General features: G+C 42.5%; 16 protein-coding genes and 1 pseudogene. 15 read left to right on the forward strand and 2 right to left on the reverse strand.

Annotated features, from left to right (window positions below):
• From BLR65_RS29780 to BLR65_RS12340, 4 genes and pseudogenes are all read left to right on the forward strand, one after another.
• A pseudogene (locus BLR65_RS29780) lies at nucleotides 1-219 on the forward strand (hypothetical protein); the annotation flags it as partial.
• The gene (locus BLR65_RS12330; RefSeq protein WP_093794492.1) at nucleotides 220-1,032 is read left to right on the forward strand and encodes a CoA-transferase subunit beta; all 813 of its coding nucleotides are present in this window, start codon (nucleotides 220-222) and stop codon (nucleotides 1,030-1,032) included.
• Nucleotides 1,033-1,511: 479 nt separating this feature from the next.
• On the forward strand, nucleotides 1,512-2,387 hold the full coding sequence (gene htpX, locus BLR65_RS12335) for a zinc metalloprotease HtpX (protein WP_093794493.1): 876 nt from the start codon (nucleotides 1,512-1,514) through the stop codon (nucleotides 2,385-2,387).
• 159 nt (nucleotides 2,388-2,546) lie between these two features.
• Nucleotides 2,547-3,866, forward strand: a complete 1,320-nt coding sequence (locus tag BLR65_RS12340; RefSeq protein ID WP_093794494.1) for a hemolysin family protein — start codon at nucleotides 2,547-2,549, stop codon at nucleotides 3,864-3,866.
• A 222-nt stretch (nucleotides 3,867-4,088) separates the two neighbouring features.
• Here BLR65_RS12340 and BLR65_RS12345 read toward each other — a convergent pair whose 3' ends face one another.
• Nucleotides 4,089-5,018, reverse strand: a complete 930-nt coding sequence (locus tag BLR65_RS12345; protein WP_093794495.1) for a LysR family transcriptional regulator — start codon at nucleotides 5,016-5,018, stop codon at nucleotides 4,089-4,091.
• Between the two features lie 280 nt (nucleotides 5,019-5,298).
• On the opposite strand from BLR65_RS12345, the gene BLR65_RS30910 reads away from it, so the two are divergent.
• The 11 genes from BLR65_RS30910 (at nucleotide 5,299) to BLR65_RS12390 (ending at nucleotide 15,595) form a co-directional block, all read left to right on the forward strand.
• Nucleotides 5,299-5,499 (forward strand): hypothetical protein, encoded by a 201-nt coding sequence (locus tag BLR65_RS30910; protein ID WP_245692729.1) that lies wholly within the window; start codon nucleotides 5,299-5,301, stop codon nucleotides 5,497-5,499.
• Nucleotides 5,492-5,740, forward strand: coding sequence for a uroporphyrinogen decarboxylase family protein (locus BLR65_RS30915; protein ID WP_245692730.1), 249 nt, complete (start codon nucleotides 5,492-5,494; stop codon nucleotides 5,738-5,740). Before BLR65_RS30910 ends, BLR65_RS30915 begins: the two co-directional genes overlap by 8 nt.
• A gap of 49 nt (nucleotides 5,741-5,789) precedes the next feature.
• Nucleotides 5,790-6,929: a uroporphyrinogen decarboxylase family protein gene (locus BLR65_RS12355; protein WP_093794496.1), complete on the forward strand. Its 1,140-nt coding sequence runs from the start codon at nucleotides 5,790-5,792 to the stop codon at nucleotides 6,927-6,929.
• Between the two features lie 70 nt (nucleotides 6,930-6,999).
• Complete coding sequence (locus BLR65_RS12360; RefSeq protein ID WP_093794497.1) at nucleotides 7,000-7,323, forward strand: hypothetical protein; 324 nt, start codon at nucleotides 7,000-7,002, stop codon at nucleotides 7,321-7,323.
• A complete protein-coding gene (locus tag BLR65_RS12365) occupies nucleotides 7,280-7,843 on the forward strand; it encodes a hypothetical protein (RefSeq protein ID WP_143122568.1) in 564 nt (187 codons plus the stop codon). Before BLR65_RS12360 ends, BLR65_RS12365 begins: the two co-directional genes overlap by 44 nt.
• Before the next feature lie 150 nt (nucleotides 7,844-7,993).
• The gene (locus BLR65_RS30465; protein WP_211285121.1) at nucleotides 7,994-9,268 is read left to right on the forward strand and encodes a molybdopterin-dependent oxidoreductase; all 1,275 of its coding nucleotides are present in this window, start codon (nucleotides 7,994-7,996) and stop codon (nucleotides 9,266-9,268) included.
• Nucleotides 9,258-10,628, forward strand: coding sequence for a molybdopterin dinucleotide binding domain-containing protein (locus tag BLR65_RS30470; RefSeq protein WP_211285120.1), 1,371 nt, complete (start codon nucleotides 9,258-9,260; stop codon nucleotides 10,626-10,628). The genes BLR65_RS30465 and BLR65_RS30470 overlap by 11 nt, the downstream gene beginning before the upstream one ends.
• A complete protein-coding gene (locus tag BLR65_RS12375; RefSeq protein ID WP_211285119.1) occupies nucleotides 10,625-10,894 on the forward strand; it encodes a 4Fe-4S dicluster domain-containing protein in 270 nt (89 codons plus the stop codon). The genes BLR65_RS30470 and BLR65_RS12375 overlap by 4 nt, the downstream gene beginning before the upstream one ends.
• Nucleotides 10,895-11,237: 343 nt before the next feature.
• Complete coding sequence (locus BLR65_RS12380; RefSeq protein ID WP_093794499.1) at nucleotides 11,238-12,968, forward strand: FAD-dependent oxidoreductase; 1,731 nt, start codon at nucleotides 11,238-11,240, stop codon at nucleotides 12,966-12,968.
• A 189-nt stretch (nucleotides 12,969-13,157) separates the two neighbouring features.
• Nucleotides 13,158-14,399, forward strand: a complete 1,242-nt coding sequence (locus BLR65_RS12385) for a PucR family transcriptional regulator (protein WP_093794500.1) — start codon at nucleotides 13,158-13,160, stop codon at nucleotides 14,397-14,399.
• Between the two features lie 2 nt (nucleotides 14,400-14,401).
• Nucleotides 14,402-15,595, forward strand: coding sequence for a PucR family transcriptional regulator (locus BLR65_RS12390; RefSeq protein WP_093794501.1), 1,194 nt, complete (start codon nucleotides 14,402-14,404; stop codon nucleotides 15,593-15,595).
• On the opposite strand, the gene ccsA is transcribed toward BLR65_RS12390, so the two are convergent.
• Entirely contained in the window at nucleotides 15,570-17,708 is a 2,139-nt protein-coding gene (gene ccsA, locus BLR65_RS12395) for a cytochrome c biogenesis protein CcsA (RefSeq protein ID WP_169716829.1), read from the reverse strand. The two genes, BLR65_RS12390 and ccsA, sit on opposite strands and share 26 nt — an antisense overlap.
• Nucleotide 17,709: the final 1 nt, after the last annotated feature.

The raw sequence follows: 17,709 nt of genomic DNA on the forward strand, positions 1-17,709 counted from the left end.
ACAGGTTCCCAGTATTACTATGACTCTGACGCCGACTTTTTAAAAGCTTTTAACCGGATACGGGATCAGCAGGCGTTTGACGAGTTTGCGGAAAAATGGATTTTTAGTGTTAAAACCCATGAAGAATATTTGGAAAAGCTGGGGGTCAGACGGCTGGAAGAATTGCGGGCCAGTCAGATTTTGGGCTATTCAGCCAGAGCCAAAAGGGGGACGAGATAGGTGAGCCATACCAGCGAATATTGCCAACCCGGCGAGTTTAAGCCCATTGATCTGCTGGCGGCAGCGGCAGCCAGAGAGGTATGTGACGGCGACGTCGTTTTTGCCGGTACCGGCCTGCCCATGCTGGCAATTACCCTGGCCCAGCATGAACATGCGCCGAGCGCCGTCTGTATTTACGAAGCCGGCAGTATTGACGGCAGACCTCTGCATACGCCCACATCCGTGGGGGATGCCCGCTGCACCTACCAGGCGTCCCGGGCTTCGGGGTTATTTGAAGCTTTTTACGGGCAACTGCATTCCGGAACAGTCGATCTCGGCTTTTTAGGCGGCGCGGAAATTGACAAATATGGCAATGTAAATTGCACGGTACTTGGTGATTACAATCATCCGCAAAAACGGTTTACCGGCAGCGGCGGCAACGCGGACATTTGTTCCTATGCCAAACGGACAGTATTCATCATGGTACAGGAAAAACGGCGATTCAAGGAACAGGTTGATTATGTGACCTCACCCGGCTGGCGGATAAAAAAATGGCCCTCCGGCGAATGGGTGCCCAAACAGGAGGTCTACCGCTCCTACTTTAAAGGCGGTGTTTCCACCGTCATTACCGACATGGCCGTATTTCGTTTTGACGAAACCGGAGAAATGTATTTGGATACCGTGCATCCCGGCTTTACCGTGCAAAATGTTATTGATAACGTTGGCTTTACCCTGAATGTGTCACGGGTAGCGGGGGAAACACTGCCGCCTACCAGAAAGCAAGTGGAACTATTGTATAAGGTAATTGACCCGGAGGGGATCTTCCTGCCCTAATAACAGTTAGCTTGTTGATGAATACTTATTCCTAAAAAAGAATACTAGTCTGAACCCATAACATGGGAAAAAAGAAAAAAGCACTTCTTATGCCGTATAGTAAAACTATATTACATGAGCGGTGCATTTTTTCATGACAAGCAATCAATATGAAACTAGACGTTTTTAGAAGTTTGTTGCATTTCATTTTACAATGATCGATCATAATTAAATAGAATTTAGATTTGGCATTGACGGTTGGATATTATGAAAACGCAAGTGTGAACAAGCCTGGTAAAGCCAGCATGATTGGCAGCGATTCAGTATGAAACAATTGCGTCAGGTCGTCTCAAACCGTTTGGGCAAAGCTGGAAAGGAAATTGTAATAACAAGGCACCATCCTGTATAATAGGTATCAACACGAAAATGGAGCACTTGATTGCTCGCTAACTTCGTAGTAATGCGACAGTAAAAAACATGAGGAGTGTGGAGAACCTTATATGAACCGTATGAAAACGGTACTTCTTCTAGCGACACTGACAGGAGTATTGTTGGCGATCGGCAACTGGTTTGGCGGAAAAGGCGGCATGCTGGTCATGTTCTTGCTATCGGTGGCCATGAATTTCGGCAGTTACTGGTTTAGTGATAAAATTGTGCTCAATATGTACGGCGCACGGGAAGTGACCGCCCAGGAAGCCCCGATACTCTATGAAATCGTTGTCAATCTGGCGCGCAAGGCCAAGATGCCCATGCCTAAGGTCTATATTATGGATACCGAGATGCCCAACGCTTTTGCGACCGGACGCGATCCCGAGCATGCGGCGGTGGCGGCCACAACCGGCATTCTCCGCATTTTAAACCGTGAGGAGCTGGCAGGGGTTATGGCCCATGAACTGGCGCACGTGAGAAATCGCGACACCTTAATTAGTACCATTGTGGCCACGTTGGCGGGGATGATCAGTATGATCGCCAATATGGCGCAATGGGCGGTTCTATTCGGCGGTTTCGGCCGTAATAATGACGAAGAGCAAGAAAATGGTGTTGGTGGAATTATCGGGTCACTGTTGTTGATGGTGGTAGCTCCGTTAGCGGCTACCCTCATTCAGCTTGGTATTTCCCGGACCCGGGAGTTTCTGGCTGATGAAAGCGGTGGTTTACTGACCGGCAATCCGCAAGCTTTAGCCAATGCGCTGCAAAAACTGGAGTATTATGCCAAACATCAGACGTTGCCGGCGGTGACACCGGCAACCGCCCATATGTTTATCGTCAATCCGCTTAAGGGCGGCGACTGGCTGGCTAATCTCTTTAGTACGCACCCTACTACCGCCCAGCGGGCGGTAAAATTGCAGGAACTGGCACAGCGGCTGGGCCGCTGACAGCAAAAGGAGGTTGTGTCATAGGCAACCTCCTTTTGCCATAACTATTTACCTAAATAATGGGACGCGGTGATTGGCAAATTAGCGAGAGACTATGTAGTTTTATTGTGAAAAAAGGAGGTGAACCGATCTCTCTACTGCCTAGGGAATCGGAACTTATTGGACCCTGCGTCTACTGTGTTTAATGTAGTGCTTGTCGTGTTTTTGGTATTGTTAAATGGTTTTTTCGTTGCTGCCGAGTTTGCTATGGTTAAGGTGCGCAGTACGCGGATCGAAACGCTGTTACAGGAAGGCAATACGCGTGCTAAGTATGCGAAAAAACTGGTCGATCATCTGGATGCGTATTTATCGGCTTGCCAGCTAGGGATTACTCTGGCTTCACTGGGTCTCGGCTGGATTGGCGAGCCGGCTGTTGCCCACATGATTGAGCCTGTATTGTTAGACTTGGGCTTTTCGGAAGCCGTTATTCAGACAATATCTTTTGGGATTGCTTTTTCGCTGATTACCGCGTTGCATATCATTCTGGGTGAATTGGCCCCTAAATCGCTGGCCATCCAGAAAGCCGACAGTGTGACAATCTGGACGTCTGTGCCATTGATTGGCTTTTACAAGCTTATGTATCCGTTTATATGGATTTTAAATACAATGACTGGTTGGATTCTCCGAGGGGTGGGCATCCAGGTTGCGAGTGAGCATGAAGCCGCCCATACGGAAGAAGAAATCCGCATTCTGATGGAAGAGAGTCAAAAACAAGGCTATATAAACAAGACAGAACTCACACTAGTCGATAATATTTTTGATTTTGCTGAAAGACATGCGAAAGAAGTTATGATTCCGCGGACTGATATGGTGTGCCTCTATGCCGAGGATCCCTTTGCCGTCAACATGGAAAAGGCTTTGGACGAGCAACTTACCCGTTACCCGGTCTGTGACCCGGATAAAGACAATATTATCGGGTTTGTGCATATCAAGGATTTGCTTGCCGTACTGGCGAAAGGAGAAAGTCCGGCACTGCGGGACCTGGTGCGGGGAGTCTTGGCTGTTCCTGAATCAATGCCGATTAGTGATTTACTGAAACTCTTGCAAAAGAATCGGGCGCAAATTGCGATCGTGATTGATGAATACGGCGGTACTGCCGGTTTGGTAACGGTCGAGGATATATTGGAGGAAATCGTCGGGGAAATTCAGGATGAGTTTGACGAGGAGCGGCCATTTGTTGAAATCCGGGAAGATAATATTCATTCGGTTGATGGCCGGCTGTTACTGGAGGAAGTAAATGAAGTTTTTGGCTTGAAGCTGGATTCGGATGATATCGATACTCTTGGTGGCTGGGTGTCGGCCCGGGTGGAGATGCCACCGCATCCCGGTCAGAAAATTAGTCATGAAGAGTATGAGTTTGTGGTCGAAGAAGTCGATAATATGCGGGTTACCCGGGTGTTACTGCGGACGGATTTACGGAAGGTAGCTGTTAAAGAGTAATTTTATTATTTTCTTGGCCTCTGCATAATCAATGTAATAATTGGTTAAAAAACTACGACTTAACTAATAGGAAAAAAGTAGTCCCTGTCAAATTAGATAGTATCTGGTTTGATGGGGGCTTTTGCAATAACGAATTGCCGGGCGCACCATAGAAAAAAGTAGAGATTCGCAGACTGAAACTCTACTTTTTTCTATTTCATTTTTACTTTACAGACAGTTAAATTACTCAGTTGTACAAGGAAATATCATACCATTTTGTATGATTTGAATATTTTTCTTTGCTTTGTTCAGAAACAAAGGGATAGCTGGATTTCGATTTACTTTTTTCCAGGATGCCACCAAATCAACTTGAGCATCTTCGCCTTCCAGTTTAATGAAGCGAAGATTGGGACTGGCATAGGGCTTTGTAGCAAAATAAGGGAGAATGGCAATTCCCTCACCTGATTCGACAAACGTAAGCAGGATTTCGGTGAGATAAGGTCGTTCGACTATCCTGGGGGTAAATCCCCGGTTGGCGCATAGCTGAAAAGTGAAATCGTAGGGGCAGGGTGCAACTTCGCGGTTTAGGACAATAAAGGGCTCTTTAGCTACTGCCGCTAAATCCAATTCAGGCTGATTTGCCAGCGGATGGTCATAGGGAATGACAAAACATTCCACATCCCGTAAAAGTGGCTGCCAGACTACATGGGGCGCATTTTGTAATGATACGGACATAGTAAGACCTATATCGATATCATTGTGCTCTAAAGCCATATTTAAATCACCCCAATTCAATTGGATTAACATTAATTTGATCTTGGGATATGATTTTCGAAAGTCTTTTACTAGCTTGGGTAAAAAATGTTTAGTATGCGATTCAAGAAACCCGACTTTTAAAGTACCTGCAAAACCAGACGCAGTATGTCGGGTTTTTTTTATTGCTTCTTCCAGTGTAGCAATAAGGGATTTAGCTTCTTTTAAAAAAACTTGACCAGCTTCTGTCAATTGAACTGAGTGCGAATTTCTTTTAAATAATTTGACACCTAGCTGCTTTTCTAAATCAGCTATTTGCAAACTTACTGCGGATTGTGTGAGATATAGGTGTTTGGCTGCTTCGGTAAAATTTAATCGTTCTGCGACGCAAACAAAAATTTCCAATTGACGAGTTTCCATGCTTCCCTCCAAGAAAATTTGGTCAAAAAGTATAGGATAATTTCATTATAGTGTAGTTTTAATTAGTTAACAATACAATACGTGCATTGCCGAAAGGTATGATGAATGGGTATTATTTTTGCTTATCGCTATAATGAGTAATCTGAATTTCCCTAAAAATATGTTTTACTATAATATAAAAAATAATAATTGTGAATTTTTTAAATGTTGCGAGTGCCTACTGTAGAGGATAGTTTCTAACTTTTAAAGGAGGGGTTACGATGAAAACACCGCAGAATTGTTGAACGAACGTAAGGAAAGAATAAGAAAAGCCGTCGCGCTGGAAAAAACTGACCGGACTCCGGTAGTAACGTTAGCAGATGGTTTTTGTGCGACCCATATGGGGGTCAAACTGTCAGAGTTTTGTTCAAGTTTAAAAGTGTCTAACAAGGTAATGGTGGAATCGATCAAAGACCTGGGCGATATTGACGGCTTTGATTGAAACAGATGGCGCAACCAACATTTATAAAATAAAAGAGATTCTCGGTGACCGCATGTGTATTAAGGGGGATGTGCCGGCCGCCCTGTTTACGCTAGGGACTCCTGAAGATGTATATCATTATTGTACGAAATTAATTAAAGATATGGGAACGGGATTTATCCTCGCCTCAGGCTGCGCTGTTCCGGTGAATGCCAAAGTTGAAAATGTAAAAGCCATGATCGCTGCGGCAAACGGAAAATAATTTTCAATACCATTTTTAAAGCAAAAAATATTAGCAAAGGATGGTTCAAATGACAGTAAAAAAAGATCAAATGACAGCAGAAGAGAGACTGGTAGCAACCATTAATCTTGAACCGGTCGACCGGGTAGTGTGTGCGCCGATGATTGACCAGTATGCCGGGCAATTTGCAGGAATTACTAATAAGGAGTTTATGTGGGACTGGAAAAAGTGCATGAATGCTCTTGATAAAGTACAAGAAGCTTATCCGATTTGGGACAGCAACCCTTTTATCATGTGTGAACGGTATGCGCCGCTTATGAAAAAAGTCGGACTCATGCGTACGGCAATGCCTGGTGTGGAACTGCCGGACAATGCTTCTTTTCAGATGCACGAAGTGGAAATTACAACCCGGGAAGACTATGACCTGCTCATTAATGAAGGGCTCTTGGCCTATGTCGGTAAGTTTAATCAAGTAGCCCATGGCACAACTCTGGAGGAGCAGCTTGCGGCGATGCAAGAAAAAGGCAAATTATTGATAGATGAAAACCAACGTACGCAGCGCCGCGGGCAAAGTTCAACCTGGGGAATATTGGGTGGTTCGGCACCCGACGTGTTATCAATGAGCCGGTCGCTGGAAAAATTTTTTAAAGATGTATTTCAAATACCGGATACAGTATATGAAGCTATGAATGTGGTTACCGATGGCATGATTGAGCTGCTTTCCGTTCAGGCGGATCAGGTCGGTATTCGGCGTACGTTTATCGGTGACTCCCGCAGCAGTGCGCAATGGATATCGCTGAAGAAGTTCGAAAAATTATTTTTGCCGGTAATGAAGCGGCTTGTGAATGGTTTGAACCAAAAAGAAATTATTCCGATATTGCACTTTGATTCCGACTGGACGAAAAATTTGCCCTATTTATTGGAACTGCCGGCCAAAAAATTTGTTGTGCAATTAGACGGTTCTACAGATATTTTCAAGGCGAAAGAAATACTAAACGGCCATTGCGCCATTATGGGAGATATGCCGGCCGCGCTTTTAGCGGTAGGATCGCCAAGTGAAGTAGACGCGTACGCTAAAAAGCTGTTTGAGGTTGTCGGCAAAGGCGGCGGTTTCATTTATTCATCAGGCTGCTGTGTTCCTATGAACGCAAAACACGAAAATATGAAAGCCTTCTTTGACGCGGTAGAGAAGTACGGACGTTATAATTAATCTCTAGAGTTTAGGTAAGACGGTTTGATAGAGGCCGTTAAAGAAATTTAGGAAGAGGATGGTTTGTATTATGAAAAAGATAGCCGCCTTGTTAGCAACGCTAATGGTAGGAGCAGCTGCTAATTCTGCTTGTTTAGCTATTTCGGGAGCCGATGTAGTCATAACCGGTACCGTTGATCTTAGGTATAGCAATGCCAACGATAAAGGAATGTATACTTTCGATGGGAGTGATGTGGATACAAACGGTTATTATCATCGGACAGATATAAATTTGTTTGTTCCGGTTTCTAAAGACGTATCGTTTACAGGATCCGTATTTGCCGGGTCACGCAATGCCGCTAGTGACAGATTTGATAACACATCGGTTACTATGGTGTACTTATTACGCAGTTGATACCGCCTATACAATTGACAAAGATAAGAAGATCGTAGCTACTCTATGGAAAGACGATGATAAAGAATTGTTAAATGCGTATAATACTGTTACTTTGGGGTATCAGCAGCAGCTTAACTCCAAATGGGTATTTTCCGGTGAGTATGGGCGAAATGACTCCAATCTAGCACAACATGAAAATGGTGGAGCCGCCAACGCTTTTTTTGCACGCATAAAATGTCAAGGAGCTATCCCGTCAAAGGTAGGTTCCAGTGGGGCGTCATTAACGTATATAAAGGCGGATCCTTACTTTGATCCATGCAGTAACACTTTGCTTGAGACTACCCCCAATGGCTGGGGCTATCCGACAAACGGCTCAAATATTGATAATGTCAAGGGCTTAGTGGCTTCTTACGAGCGGACCGTATTTGACAACACGGTATTTAAGATTGACTATGCACCGGTCAAGCGGGTTAAGGATATGAACGGCGTTCCGGATGACCGCAGTTATGTCCTGGCGAAGTTGAAGTTGTATTTCTAAGGGCTGTTTTATTTCTTAGCATTATCATGCTATTTTAATAAAGTATTGGAAAAGTTTTAAGCTAGTAGTTAAGGAGCAGTCTCAATGCTTTTAGACTGCTCCTTTTGCATACGTTTGTTATATGAACATATCCTGGAGGGAAAAAGTAAGATGATATTAGACAGTACGCAATTTTCAGTTATTCTATTTGGCCTGGAAAAGGTTTTGAAAATGACGGCATTGCGTTCGGCCATTTTTGCGGAGCGATTGAAAGAAAAGAATCTGACAGCCCAAATTAAGCTGCGAGACAATTCCCAAGGCAGGTATTTTATTTTTAAAGATGGCAAAATTTCTTCAAAAGCAGGTATTCATCCCGATCCTGATATTGTTATGTCGTTTGAAGATGCAGCAACAGCAGTGAGAATCATGAGCCCTACCAAAACTTTTTTAGAATTTATCAGTTCCGCTAAGAGTTTTCAGCTTGATATGCGGGGGCCGGACGAATTAGCGATATGGTTTGCGGAAACCTTGAATATGACAATGAATCATAATCCGGATTATGGCCTGGATATGGGCGGTGGTGTTAAGCGTTATACGAACAACACTAACTGCGGTCCTGTCTTTGTGTATGTAAAAAATGGCAAAATTCTCCGTATTACGCCTACTGATTTTGACGGAGAGGATGCAGATCCGTGGGTGGTTAAAGCCCGGGGCCAAACCTTCTCGCCACCTAAGAAAACTACGGTTAATCCGCATACTCTGGCCTGGAAATCCATGATTTATTCCCCAAATCGGTTGCTGTATCCCATGAAACGCGTGGACTTTGATCCGCATGGCGCAAGAAATCCACAAAACCGGGGCATATCCGGCTATGAACGGATTAGCTGGAACGAAGCACTCGATATTGTTGTCAATGAAATTAAACGGGTAAAAAGAGAACATGGTCCGGGTGCCATTATGAACGGCAGTGGCTCGCACCATACCTGGGGAGCGTTAGGATACTGGCTTAGTGCCAGACTGCGTTTTTTTAACTCGATTGGCTGGACACCGGTAGTTCATAATCCGGATAGCTGGGAAGGCTGGTTCTGGGGAGCAACGCACCATTGGGGCCAAAGTGCCCGGAATGGGGGCTCGGAGTTCTATAATCTAGTGGAGGACTGCCTGCAGAACTGCGAAATGATGGTCTTTTGGTCTAGCGACCCTGAATCTACCAGTGGTGTATATGGTGCAGCCGAAGGCACAGTACGGCGCCAGTGGTTAAAAGAGTTGGGCATTAAGTTTGTTCATATTGATCCTTATTACAATCATACGGTCGGACTTTTAGGCGGTAAATGGCTGGCACCTAAGCCAGGTACGGACAGTGCTATGGTGTTGGCTATCGCTTATGTCTGGATTACCGAGAACCTTTATGATAAGGATTATGTGGATAAGGGGGATGTCGGGTGACATCTTTGGCACCGGTAACTTCCTTAATTTATATCAGCGGATGCCGAATATCGTAACCATGAATACCGTTAAGCAGGGGGTGCCGCGGCTTAAAATTCCCGAGGCCATTATGGAGGGTCACTGTGAAACTTATAACGCGGATGCTACCACGATTGAAGGACAGTTCATCCCGCTCAAATACCCCACTCCCGGTTATTCACCGGTAAAAATGTATTATAAATATGGCGGCTCGCATATTGGCACTATGGTTGACACTAACCGTTATGCAAATATGTATCGCTCCGACGGCCTTGAGTTCGTTGTCAATCAGTCAATTTGGTTTGAGGGAGAAGCGCAGTTTGCTGACGTAATTTTACCAGCCTGTACGAACTTTGAACGCTGGGACATCAGTGAATTTGCCAATTGCGGCGGCTATATCCACCATTCCTTTACCCAGGTCAATCATCGGGTTGCTGTTTTACAGCATAAATGCATTGAACCGCTGGGCGAGTCAAAATCTGATATCGAAATTTTCCTGGAGTTGTCGAAACGCTTGGGTTTGGGCTCGGTATTTTCCGAAGGATCTACAGAACTGGAATGGTGTAAACGGTTATTTGACGGAACGGATTTGCCTTATAAAATATCCTGGAAAAAGTTTCTCAAGAAAGGTTACTATGTTATTCCGCCATTGCCGGAAGAGCGACGTGATCCGGTTTCGTTCCGCTGGTATGCGGAAGGCCGGCCTAAGGACACCCCGGAACCTTTTCCGGCACCGTCTGACTATACGGAAGCATACCGCATGGGTCTGCAACCGCAGTCAGGCAAATTAGAGTTCGAATCCTCAAGTCTCAAACGTTATGACCCCAACGATCCGGAGCGGCCACCTATAATGAAATACGTTCCTGCCTGGGAAGGTCCACATGCCACCGAATTATTTGCCAAGTATCCGTTACAGCTTGTTTCGCCACATCCCAAGTTTACCTTTCATACCCAGAGTGACGGCAAGGATAGCATTATTAATGATATAAAGGATCATCGAGTATTAATTAACGGCCACTATTATTGGATTATCAGGATTAATCCGCAAGACGCCACTGCCCGTGGCATTAGGGAAAATGATTTGGTCAAGGCATTTAATGACCGGGGGGCAGTGATTTGTGCAGCCCAATTGACGGAACGTATTCCGCCGGGAATTGTACACTCCTATGAATCTTCTGCTGTTTACAAACCGGTGGGTGAACCTGGAAGATCGCCGGATCTTGGTGGCTGCGTTAACCTCCTTACTCCCAGTCGGATGATGATAAAAAAATCCCATGGCATGGCCGCTAATTCATGTCTTATTGAAATCACCAAATGGAGTGACGAGGAGAGATTTTCATGAAAAAGTGGCATTTGATTATTGATGTTGAAAAATGTGTAGACTGCAATAATTGTTTCATGGCCTGCAAAGATGAACATGTTGATAATGATTGGCCGGGATATACCCGGCCTCAGCCCCGGCATGGCCAGCGTTGGATCAATATTAAGCGTACAGAACGGGGACAGTACCCGCTTGTTGATGTGGCGTACAGGCCAACCCCCTGTATGCATTGTGAAGATGCACCCTGCATTCGCGCCTCTAAGGGGAGTATCACCAATTTATATTAGAAAAAAATACAATTGTATTTGCCGGCTTTTGTATATTTCCTTAACATGAATATATTGTTGTATTCTAGATTACTATTTTAATAGTATAGTCTAAAGGGTTAATTTGCTTAGAAATCTTCAATTTCTTGCTTAAAGCAGTTTAATTGTTTTATTCTTGAAGTATCTCATATATTATTTATGAAATAAAACTAAGTTGTCGGTAATTTATACAATAAAATCTCTGATTGTCCCGTAGGAATCTAACATGACTTAACAATAATGAAATGCTATGATTAATTATAGATATTTTAGATTTTTTTAAGTAATGTAATAAATTTAAAAGATATTTTTGGAGGAATCGGAGATGTTAGAGCAAGGTGGGGAACAAGGGAAAAAAAATGGCGGATTATCACGCCGTACCTTTCTGAAAAGCAGTGTAGTTACGGTTGCAGGCGTTGTTGCGGGAACTATGATCAGCGGCTGCGGTAAAGGACGAAAAGAAGACCAAGGAACCTCAGAAACTAGCAAAGCTGGTGATGCCAAAGGAACTATAAGTGAACCCAGTTTTCTGAAGGCGCCGCAACTCATTAAAGATAGCGAAATTTCTTCCACCTTGGAAGCGGATGTCGTTGTGGTGGGTGCTGGTATGTCTGGGCTATGTGCAGCAATTTCTGCCGCTGAGGAAGGGGCCAAGGTGATCCTTCTGGAAAAAACTCCTAATGTTAATTTCCGGGGGTATGATTATGGTGCCGTTAATTCAAAAGTGCAAAAACAAGTTGGCTGCGATATGGAGCCTATAACGCTTACTAGAGAAATGATGCGTTATGCAGGTTATAGAAATGATCAACGCGTTGTTATGAAATATGTAAATGAAAGTGGAAAAGTCAATGATTGGCTATTAGAAATGGCGCTTAGCGCCGGTTGTAAGGTTAAACACATTTGGACCCGTGATGAAATGGTGGCAGAGGGGGCAACTTTACCAACTATGCCATCTATGACATTTGTTCTTGAGCCCACCCAAGAAGCAATGGAAAAAGCACCAAAAGGAATGATTGGTGGGAAGCCGGTGATTGCCATGGCATTTACTTTGTTTTCGACAGCTGAGAAAAAAGGGGTGGACATTCATTTCAATACGCCGGCTGTACAGCTTATCAGGGAAAATGAAAACACCGGCAGGGTTACAGCTGTCATTGCGAAGGAGCAAAACGGCAAATATATTAAATGCGTTGGCAAAAAAGGCATTATCTTATGTGCGGGTGATTATGGCAATGATGATGAGATGCTGCACTATTACATACCAAGTAGTTCAACCGTCAAAATAAAATTATATCCAAGTAAGGCGAATACCGGCGATGGCCAAAAAATGGGAATGTGGGTTGGCGCTGCCATTGATGAGCCACCGCATGCCCCCATGTATTTTGATATAGGCATGGCAGAGGCACCCGGCTTAGCGGATTCGGTTATGCGTCAGCCTTGGCTTAGCGTAAATGACGAGGGGGACCGGTATGCAAATGAAGATTTGCCTTATGCTTATGTAAGTAATGCGGTTCGGCAAGAACCCGGGTATAAACGCTGGACGATTTGGGACGCAAAATGGCCGGAAGAAGCTCCGCGTTTTCATCAAACCGCTTGTAAGTCTTTAAAAAGTGAATACCATGATCCCAAGCGGGTTGAGCAGCTTATTAAAGATAATGTTATAAAATCAGCGAATACATTTGACGAGCTAGCTCAAAAGATGAATATTCCCGCCGATAAATTAAAAACTTCCATAGCACGCTACAATGAACTTGCTAAAAAAGGCTTTGATGAAGATTTTTACAAACGTACGGACTGTATGACGACAATTGAGAGGCCGCCATTTTATGCGGCCCACCTTGACACGGCATTGTTGGTAACATTAGGCGGACTTAAAATTAATGAAAATATGCAGGTTTTAGATAAAAATAAGAAGGTAATTCCGGGCCTTTTTGCAGCAGGTAATAATTCCGGTAGTTTTTATGCAAACGATTATTGTGTAACGGTAATGGGAAATAGTCATGGCCGTGCCTATACGTTTGGTTACTTAGCAGGAAAAAACGTATTAAAATCGAATTAAATTGCAAGAACTTTAAAATGCATCTATGAAGTTCATAGATGCATTTTTATATTATCAGAAAGCGTAACCTTTCTGACAATAAGTAAGAACGGTTAACCCTAAAGGGGTACAGACGGCTTCTGTCGGCATCCTGAAGGATTTGGCACAAGCCAGTCTTTTCTTATATATTCGAAGGAGTGAGTAAGTGCTATGAGGGGAGTACCGCATTCTGTGTGTATTTTGGAGAAAGTTAGAAAACATGGCATAACGGCACTTATTTCTTATATTCAGAAGCGATTTAGAAAACAATTTGCGTTTGTGGATGGACAAGGTAAAGAAATCTATGCAACAGGGAAATTTTTTAAAAAAATAGATAGTTCGCTTATTTTGCAGATAAAAAACAAACACTGGCATGATAGCGAGCAAAATATATTTGTTTATAAGGTTGAGAAAAATGGAATATGTTTATTTTTAGTGTTGCATCCGGTAGCAAAAACAGATGTGCCAGAGGTAATTTCACTGTTAGAAGATACAAGATTAGCATTGTCTTTTTATCTAAATACTCTAATTGAATTTCAAACTCAATGCTCAAACATTGAAAATGATCTCATGGAAACCTTATTTGGCAAAAAACGCGGGAAAGTAGATGAGTTTTTACCGTTTGGCCATTTCAACTTAAATACCGATAAACCATATGTTATTCAGCTATTTCATCTCGAAAAGACGGATGATCCGGTACTAGTAAACAACATAATTAACGATGTGGTCAAATATACGGACAAAAATAAATTGCCTGCCTTGCGGCCGATATATTGGCAAAAAAATCTAGTGCATATTATACCGGCTCTATATAAAAATGACACTTTTGAGTTACGAAAAGAATGGCCGGAAATAAAAGTTTCAGAAATTTTTCGCAAATCAGCTGAGCGGAAATATAATATAAAAATTTCTATTGGAATCGGCCAGATATATTCGTTGCATGAATTATATAAAAGTTATAATGAAGCTCGCGTTGCCCTGATATTTCGCCGATTGATAGGAGAAGTTGGCTACGTACAACGGTTTTGTGATTTAGGGTTTTTCCGCTTTCTTTTTACACAAGATCTAGAATTAAATAAAAATTTTGTAATGAATAAATTAGGGGCAATTGTTTATTACGATAATCAAAAAAATGGAGAACTTTTAAATACTTTGCGAATTTTAATGGATAACGGGTTTAACTGGAAAGAGACAGCCGCAAAATGTGATGTTCATGTGAATACGATATATTACCGTGTTGAACGTATTGAAAAAATGCTGCAGACAAACCTACATGATTCCAGCGTTAAATTTGAATTATTTGTGGCATTAAAGTTATGGGATATATTAAATGCATTAGATGTAGTTGATAATTATTATGTTGGCTCGATTGAGAAAGCATTAAATAAAGCGGAGGCTAGTTGGGAGAGTTAGTCATGGGGAATAATATTGCTGTGGAAATGAAATTTTTGGAACAGCTATTAGATGAAGGTATTATGCGTATTATCGAGGATCTAGAAATGGCATTAGGGAAAAGTATTCTTTTAGCGGATAACCGTGAAAAAATATTTTATCCGTTAAACTATATGCATGATGAAAAAACTTGCATGCTCCTCCGCCAGATCCCCGTAATTAAAGAAACAGAATATTATTTTCATAAGACCCAAAAAATGTTATTCTACCAACTGGGTAATCTAGAACATCGTTTAATTATTGGTGTCTATAACGTCCAACAAAAAGATATTTTAGCGTTAATTGAAAAAATACATATGCGCAGCTTAGCGTTGAAAACGTATTTAGATATGCAGGAACAATTAGAAAAACAGGCAAAATCCTTTGAAAAAAATCTAATAGAAACATTAATAAAAAGTAGTACTAATATCCATGATATTATCGGATTCCATAAAATTGATTTAAGAACAGATCAATTTTATGGAATTTTATTGCTGGAATTTGCTAATATAATAAATATTGTGGATATAAGTACGACACTCGGAAATTTTTGCAAACAAGTAGAAAATAGTAAAATTTTTCCGCCTATTCTTTGGAATGATATGATTGTTGTAATTATAGAGGCTTTAGATAGCAAAGATAGGCAAGCGATGGCAAATATAGAAAAAATGGCTGCGAATTGGCAAGAAAAATTAGCCGGACAATTTGGCGTTCAACCAAATTGTGGAATAGGACGGTTTTATATGTTAGCCAATTTACATAAATCCTATATTGAAGCAAAAATTTCTTTAGCATTTCCTGTCATCATGGGAAAATCGGGCTCTGTACAAGCATTTGATAATCTCGGGGTTTTCAGTATGATTTTTTCACAAGAGATTGGTTCGTTGAAGGAATATGTCTTAGAAATTTTAGGACCCATATTGATTTATGATCACGAAGTTAATATGCAGCTTGTCGATACACTAAGAATTTTATTGCATAATGATTTTAACTGGGCCAAAACTGCTAAAGAAATGTTTGTTCATGTCAATACGATATATTATCGATATGATAAAATCGAAAAAATGCTTAAGCTTGATTTATCCAAAGGTAAAGACCGCAACGAGGCATTTGCCGCACTGATTGTGTGGGATGTATTAACCAATATAGGCGTTATAGAGAATAATTTTTTTTGCTGACAAACACTTTCGTCAAGATACCGGCGATGATAAAGAGACAGCCAAGCCAAACCAGCCACATTAAAGGCTTGAAACTTATTTCAACATCAATATTCCGGTTGTCTTGCGGCAGTACATCTATGCGCAGACTAATCTCTTTGGTATTGGTATTGAGACTTTGCAGAGAAAGCTGGCAGGTATCGCTAATTTTGCGGGGGAGTGCATGAAACTTGCCATCTTGCTGTACCATTTCCAGGGTATACATATTTTCTGTATTTTTGGTTTCAACAAGCACCTGCACAGTAATTTTAAGGGAATCCGCGGCTTGCTTGTCTACCAAGATGTTTTTTAGTGTAAAGGTCATATGGTCTAAGGTTTGAGGAGTATCAAGAGCTAAACGGACTTGCCTTTTCTCAGTATTGGATTGTGATGGTGTTAGATAAAGATCGCCGCGAAGTGTTTTTAAAATGGCAGGCTCGTGGGCAGATGCTCTTCCGTCCGCCGAATATTTTGTTACAGCATAAATATATTTTCCCTGGTCTATTTTGAAACTCTCAATTTTTTGCTGAGCCGATTTTTTTGCCGTACTGCCAGTATATTCAATAGCCTGGCCAAAAATGGAAACGGCCTGTTGGGGCTGCAGGCTTACGGTTGTTTTTTCACTGGCAAGCGAAGTGACAAGAATGCCAATGCAAAGAAAGCCGAGGCCCATATGGCTAAGCGAGGCGGCTATTAACCTCTTTTTTACAAGCAGTGAGGCATGAATGGCTATCAGCACAAAGGACAGACCGGTAACGAGTATGGCCAGAGGCTGAAAAATTGAATAGCAGGAGCAAAATAACAAACCCAGAAAAAGTGACGGCAGCAAGGCCAGATAATATTTTTTGCTTTTTAACTTGCCTTGGTTCCAGTTATGCAGCAGGGAGAGATTTGTAAATACAAGCAAAATAACGGTTAATGGCAGGGTAGACCGATTGTAAAAGCCGGGATCAATGCTTTGGGGAGAGCCGAATAGCTGAGTGATTAAGGGCGCTGATGTGCCCAGTAATATCAGCCCTGCCAATCCAAGCAGGGTGACACCGCCGGCCGCAAGTGAAAACTCACGGCTGTAAAAACTTTGGTATAGCGGCACAGCGGGAAGCAAGCGCCATTTTATTATCAGAATAACGGTTGCCATAACGCCTAAACTAAGCATAAGCATAGCTAGCATGCTGGCACTGCTGTCCTGACTAAAAGAGTGTACAGAAAAATCGCTGAGCACACCGCTGCGGGTAAGATAAGTTCCATATAAGACCAGGATAAATGTATAAATAGCACAAAAATAGGCGGCGCGATAAGCGCCTGCTTTTTTGTGGGCGATAAACAAAAAATGAATTAACGCCGTGCAGGTAAGCCAAGGAATAAGAGATGCATTTTCAACAGGATCCCAGCTCCAATAGCCGCCCCATCCCAGTGTTTTATATGCCCAGTAGGCGCCAAGAAAAATACCCGAGCCAAGAAATCCCCAGGCCAGCATGCTCCAAGGTAAGGCATGTTCGATTAATTCTTTAGGCTTGTTCGCAATGAGTCCGCCAATCGCTAAGGCAAACGGAACAGCCAGGAGCGCATATCCCATAAAGATAAGCGGCGGATGAATAACCATCCAAAAATCCTGCAGGAGAGGATTCAGTCCCATACTTTCCGTAAAAGGGCCAGGATGCAGCAGGAACGGATTTTTTAGAAGCAGTATAATGTGTAAAACAGTCTGCACCATACAATAAGCAATAAAAGCTGGCTTCGGCAGGTATCCTTTCTTTAGCAGATAGAGTCCAATCAGGCTGTGGAACAATAACCACAATAAGAAAGAGCCTTCTTGTCCGGCCCAGAAAACAGCAAGCTTATAGAACAAGGGGAGACTTGCGGCAGAATAACTCCAGACATAATTGTACTGAAACTGATCGGTAAGAATGGCATATACTAAAAAAGCGGCAGCAAGGATACTGAAAATAGCCGACAACTGATAAAGAAACACGCTGAATGCAGAGATTTTGGCGCAATTTGGCAGCAATTTGGCACGACTATAGCGGCTAATGGCAGAAAAGAGCGCTGCTATTGAACAAATACAACCAAGAAACAGACTAATAACACCAATCATG

The organism is Sporomusa acidovorans, assembly GCF_900101845.1.
GTDB lineage: Bacteria > Bacillota > Negativicutes > Sporomusales > Sporomusaceae > Sporomusa > Sporomusa acidovorans.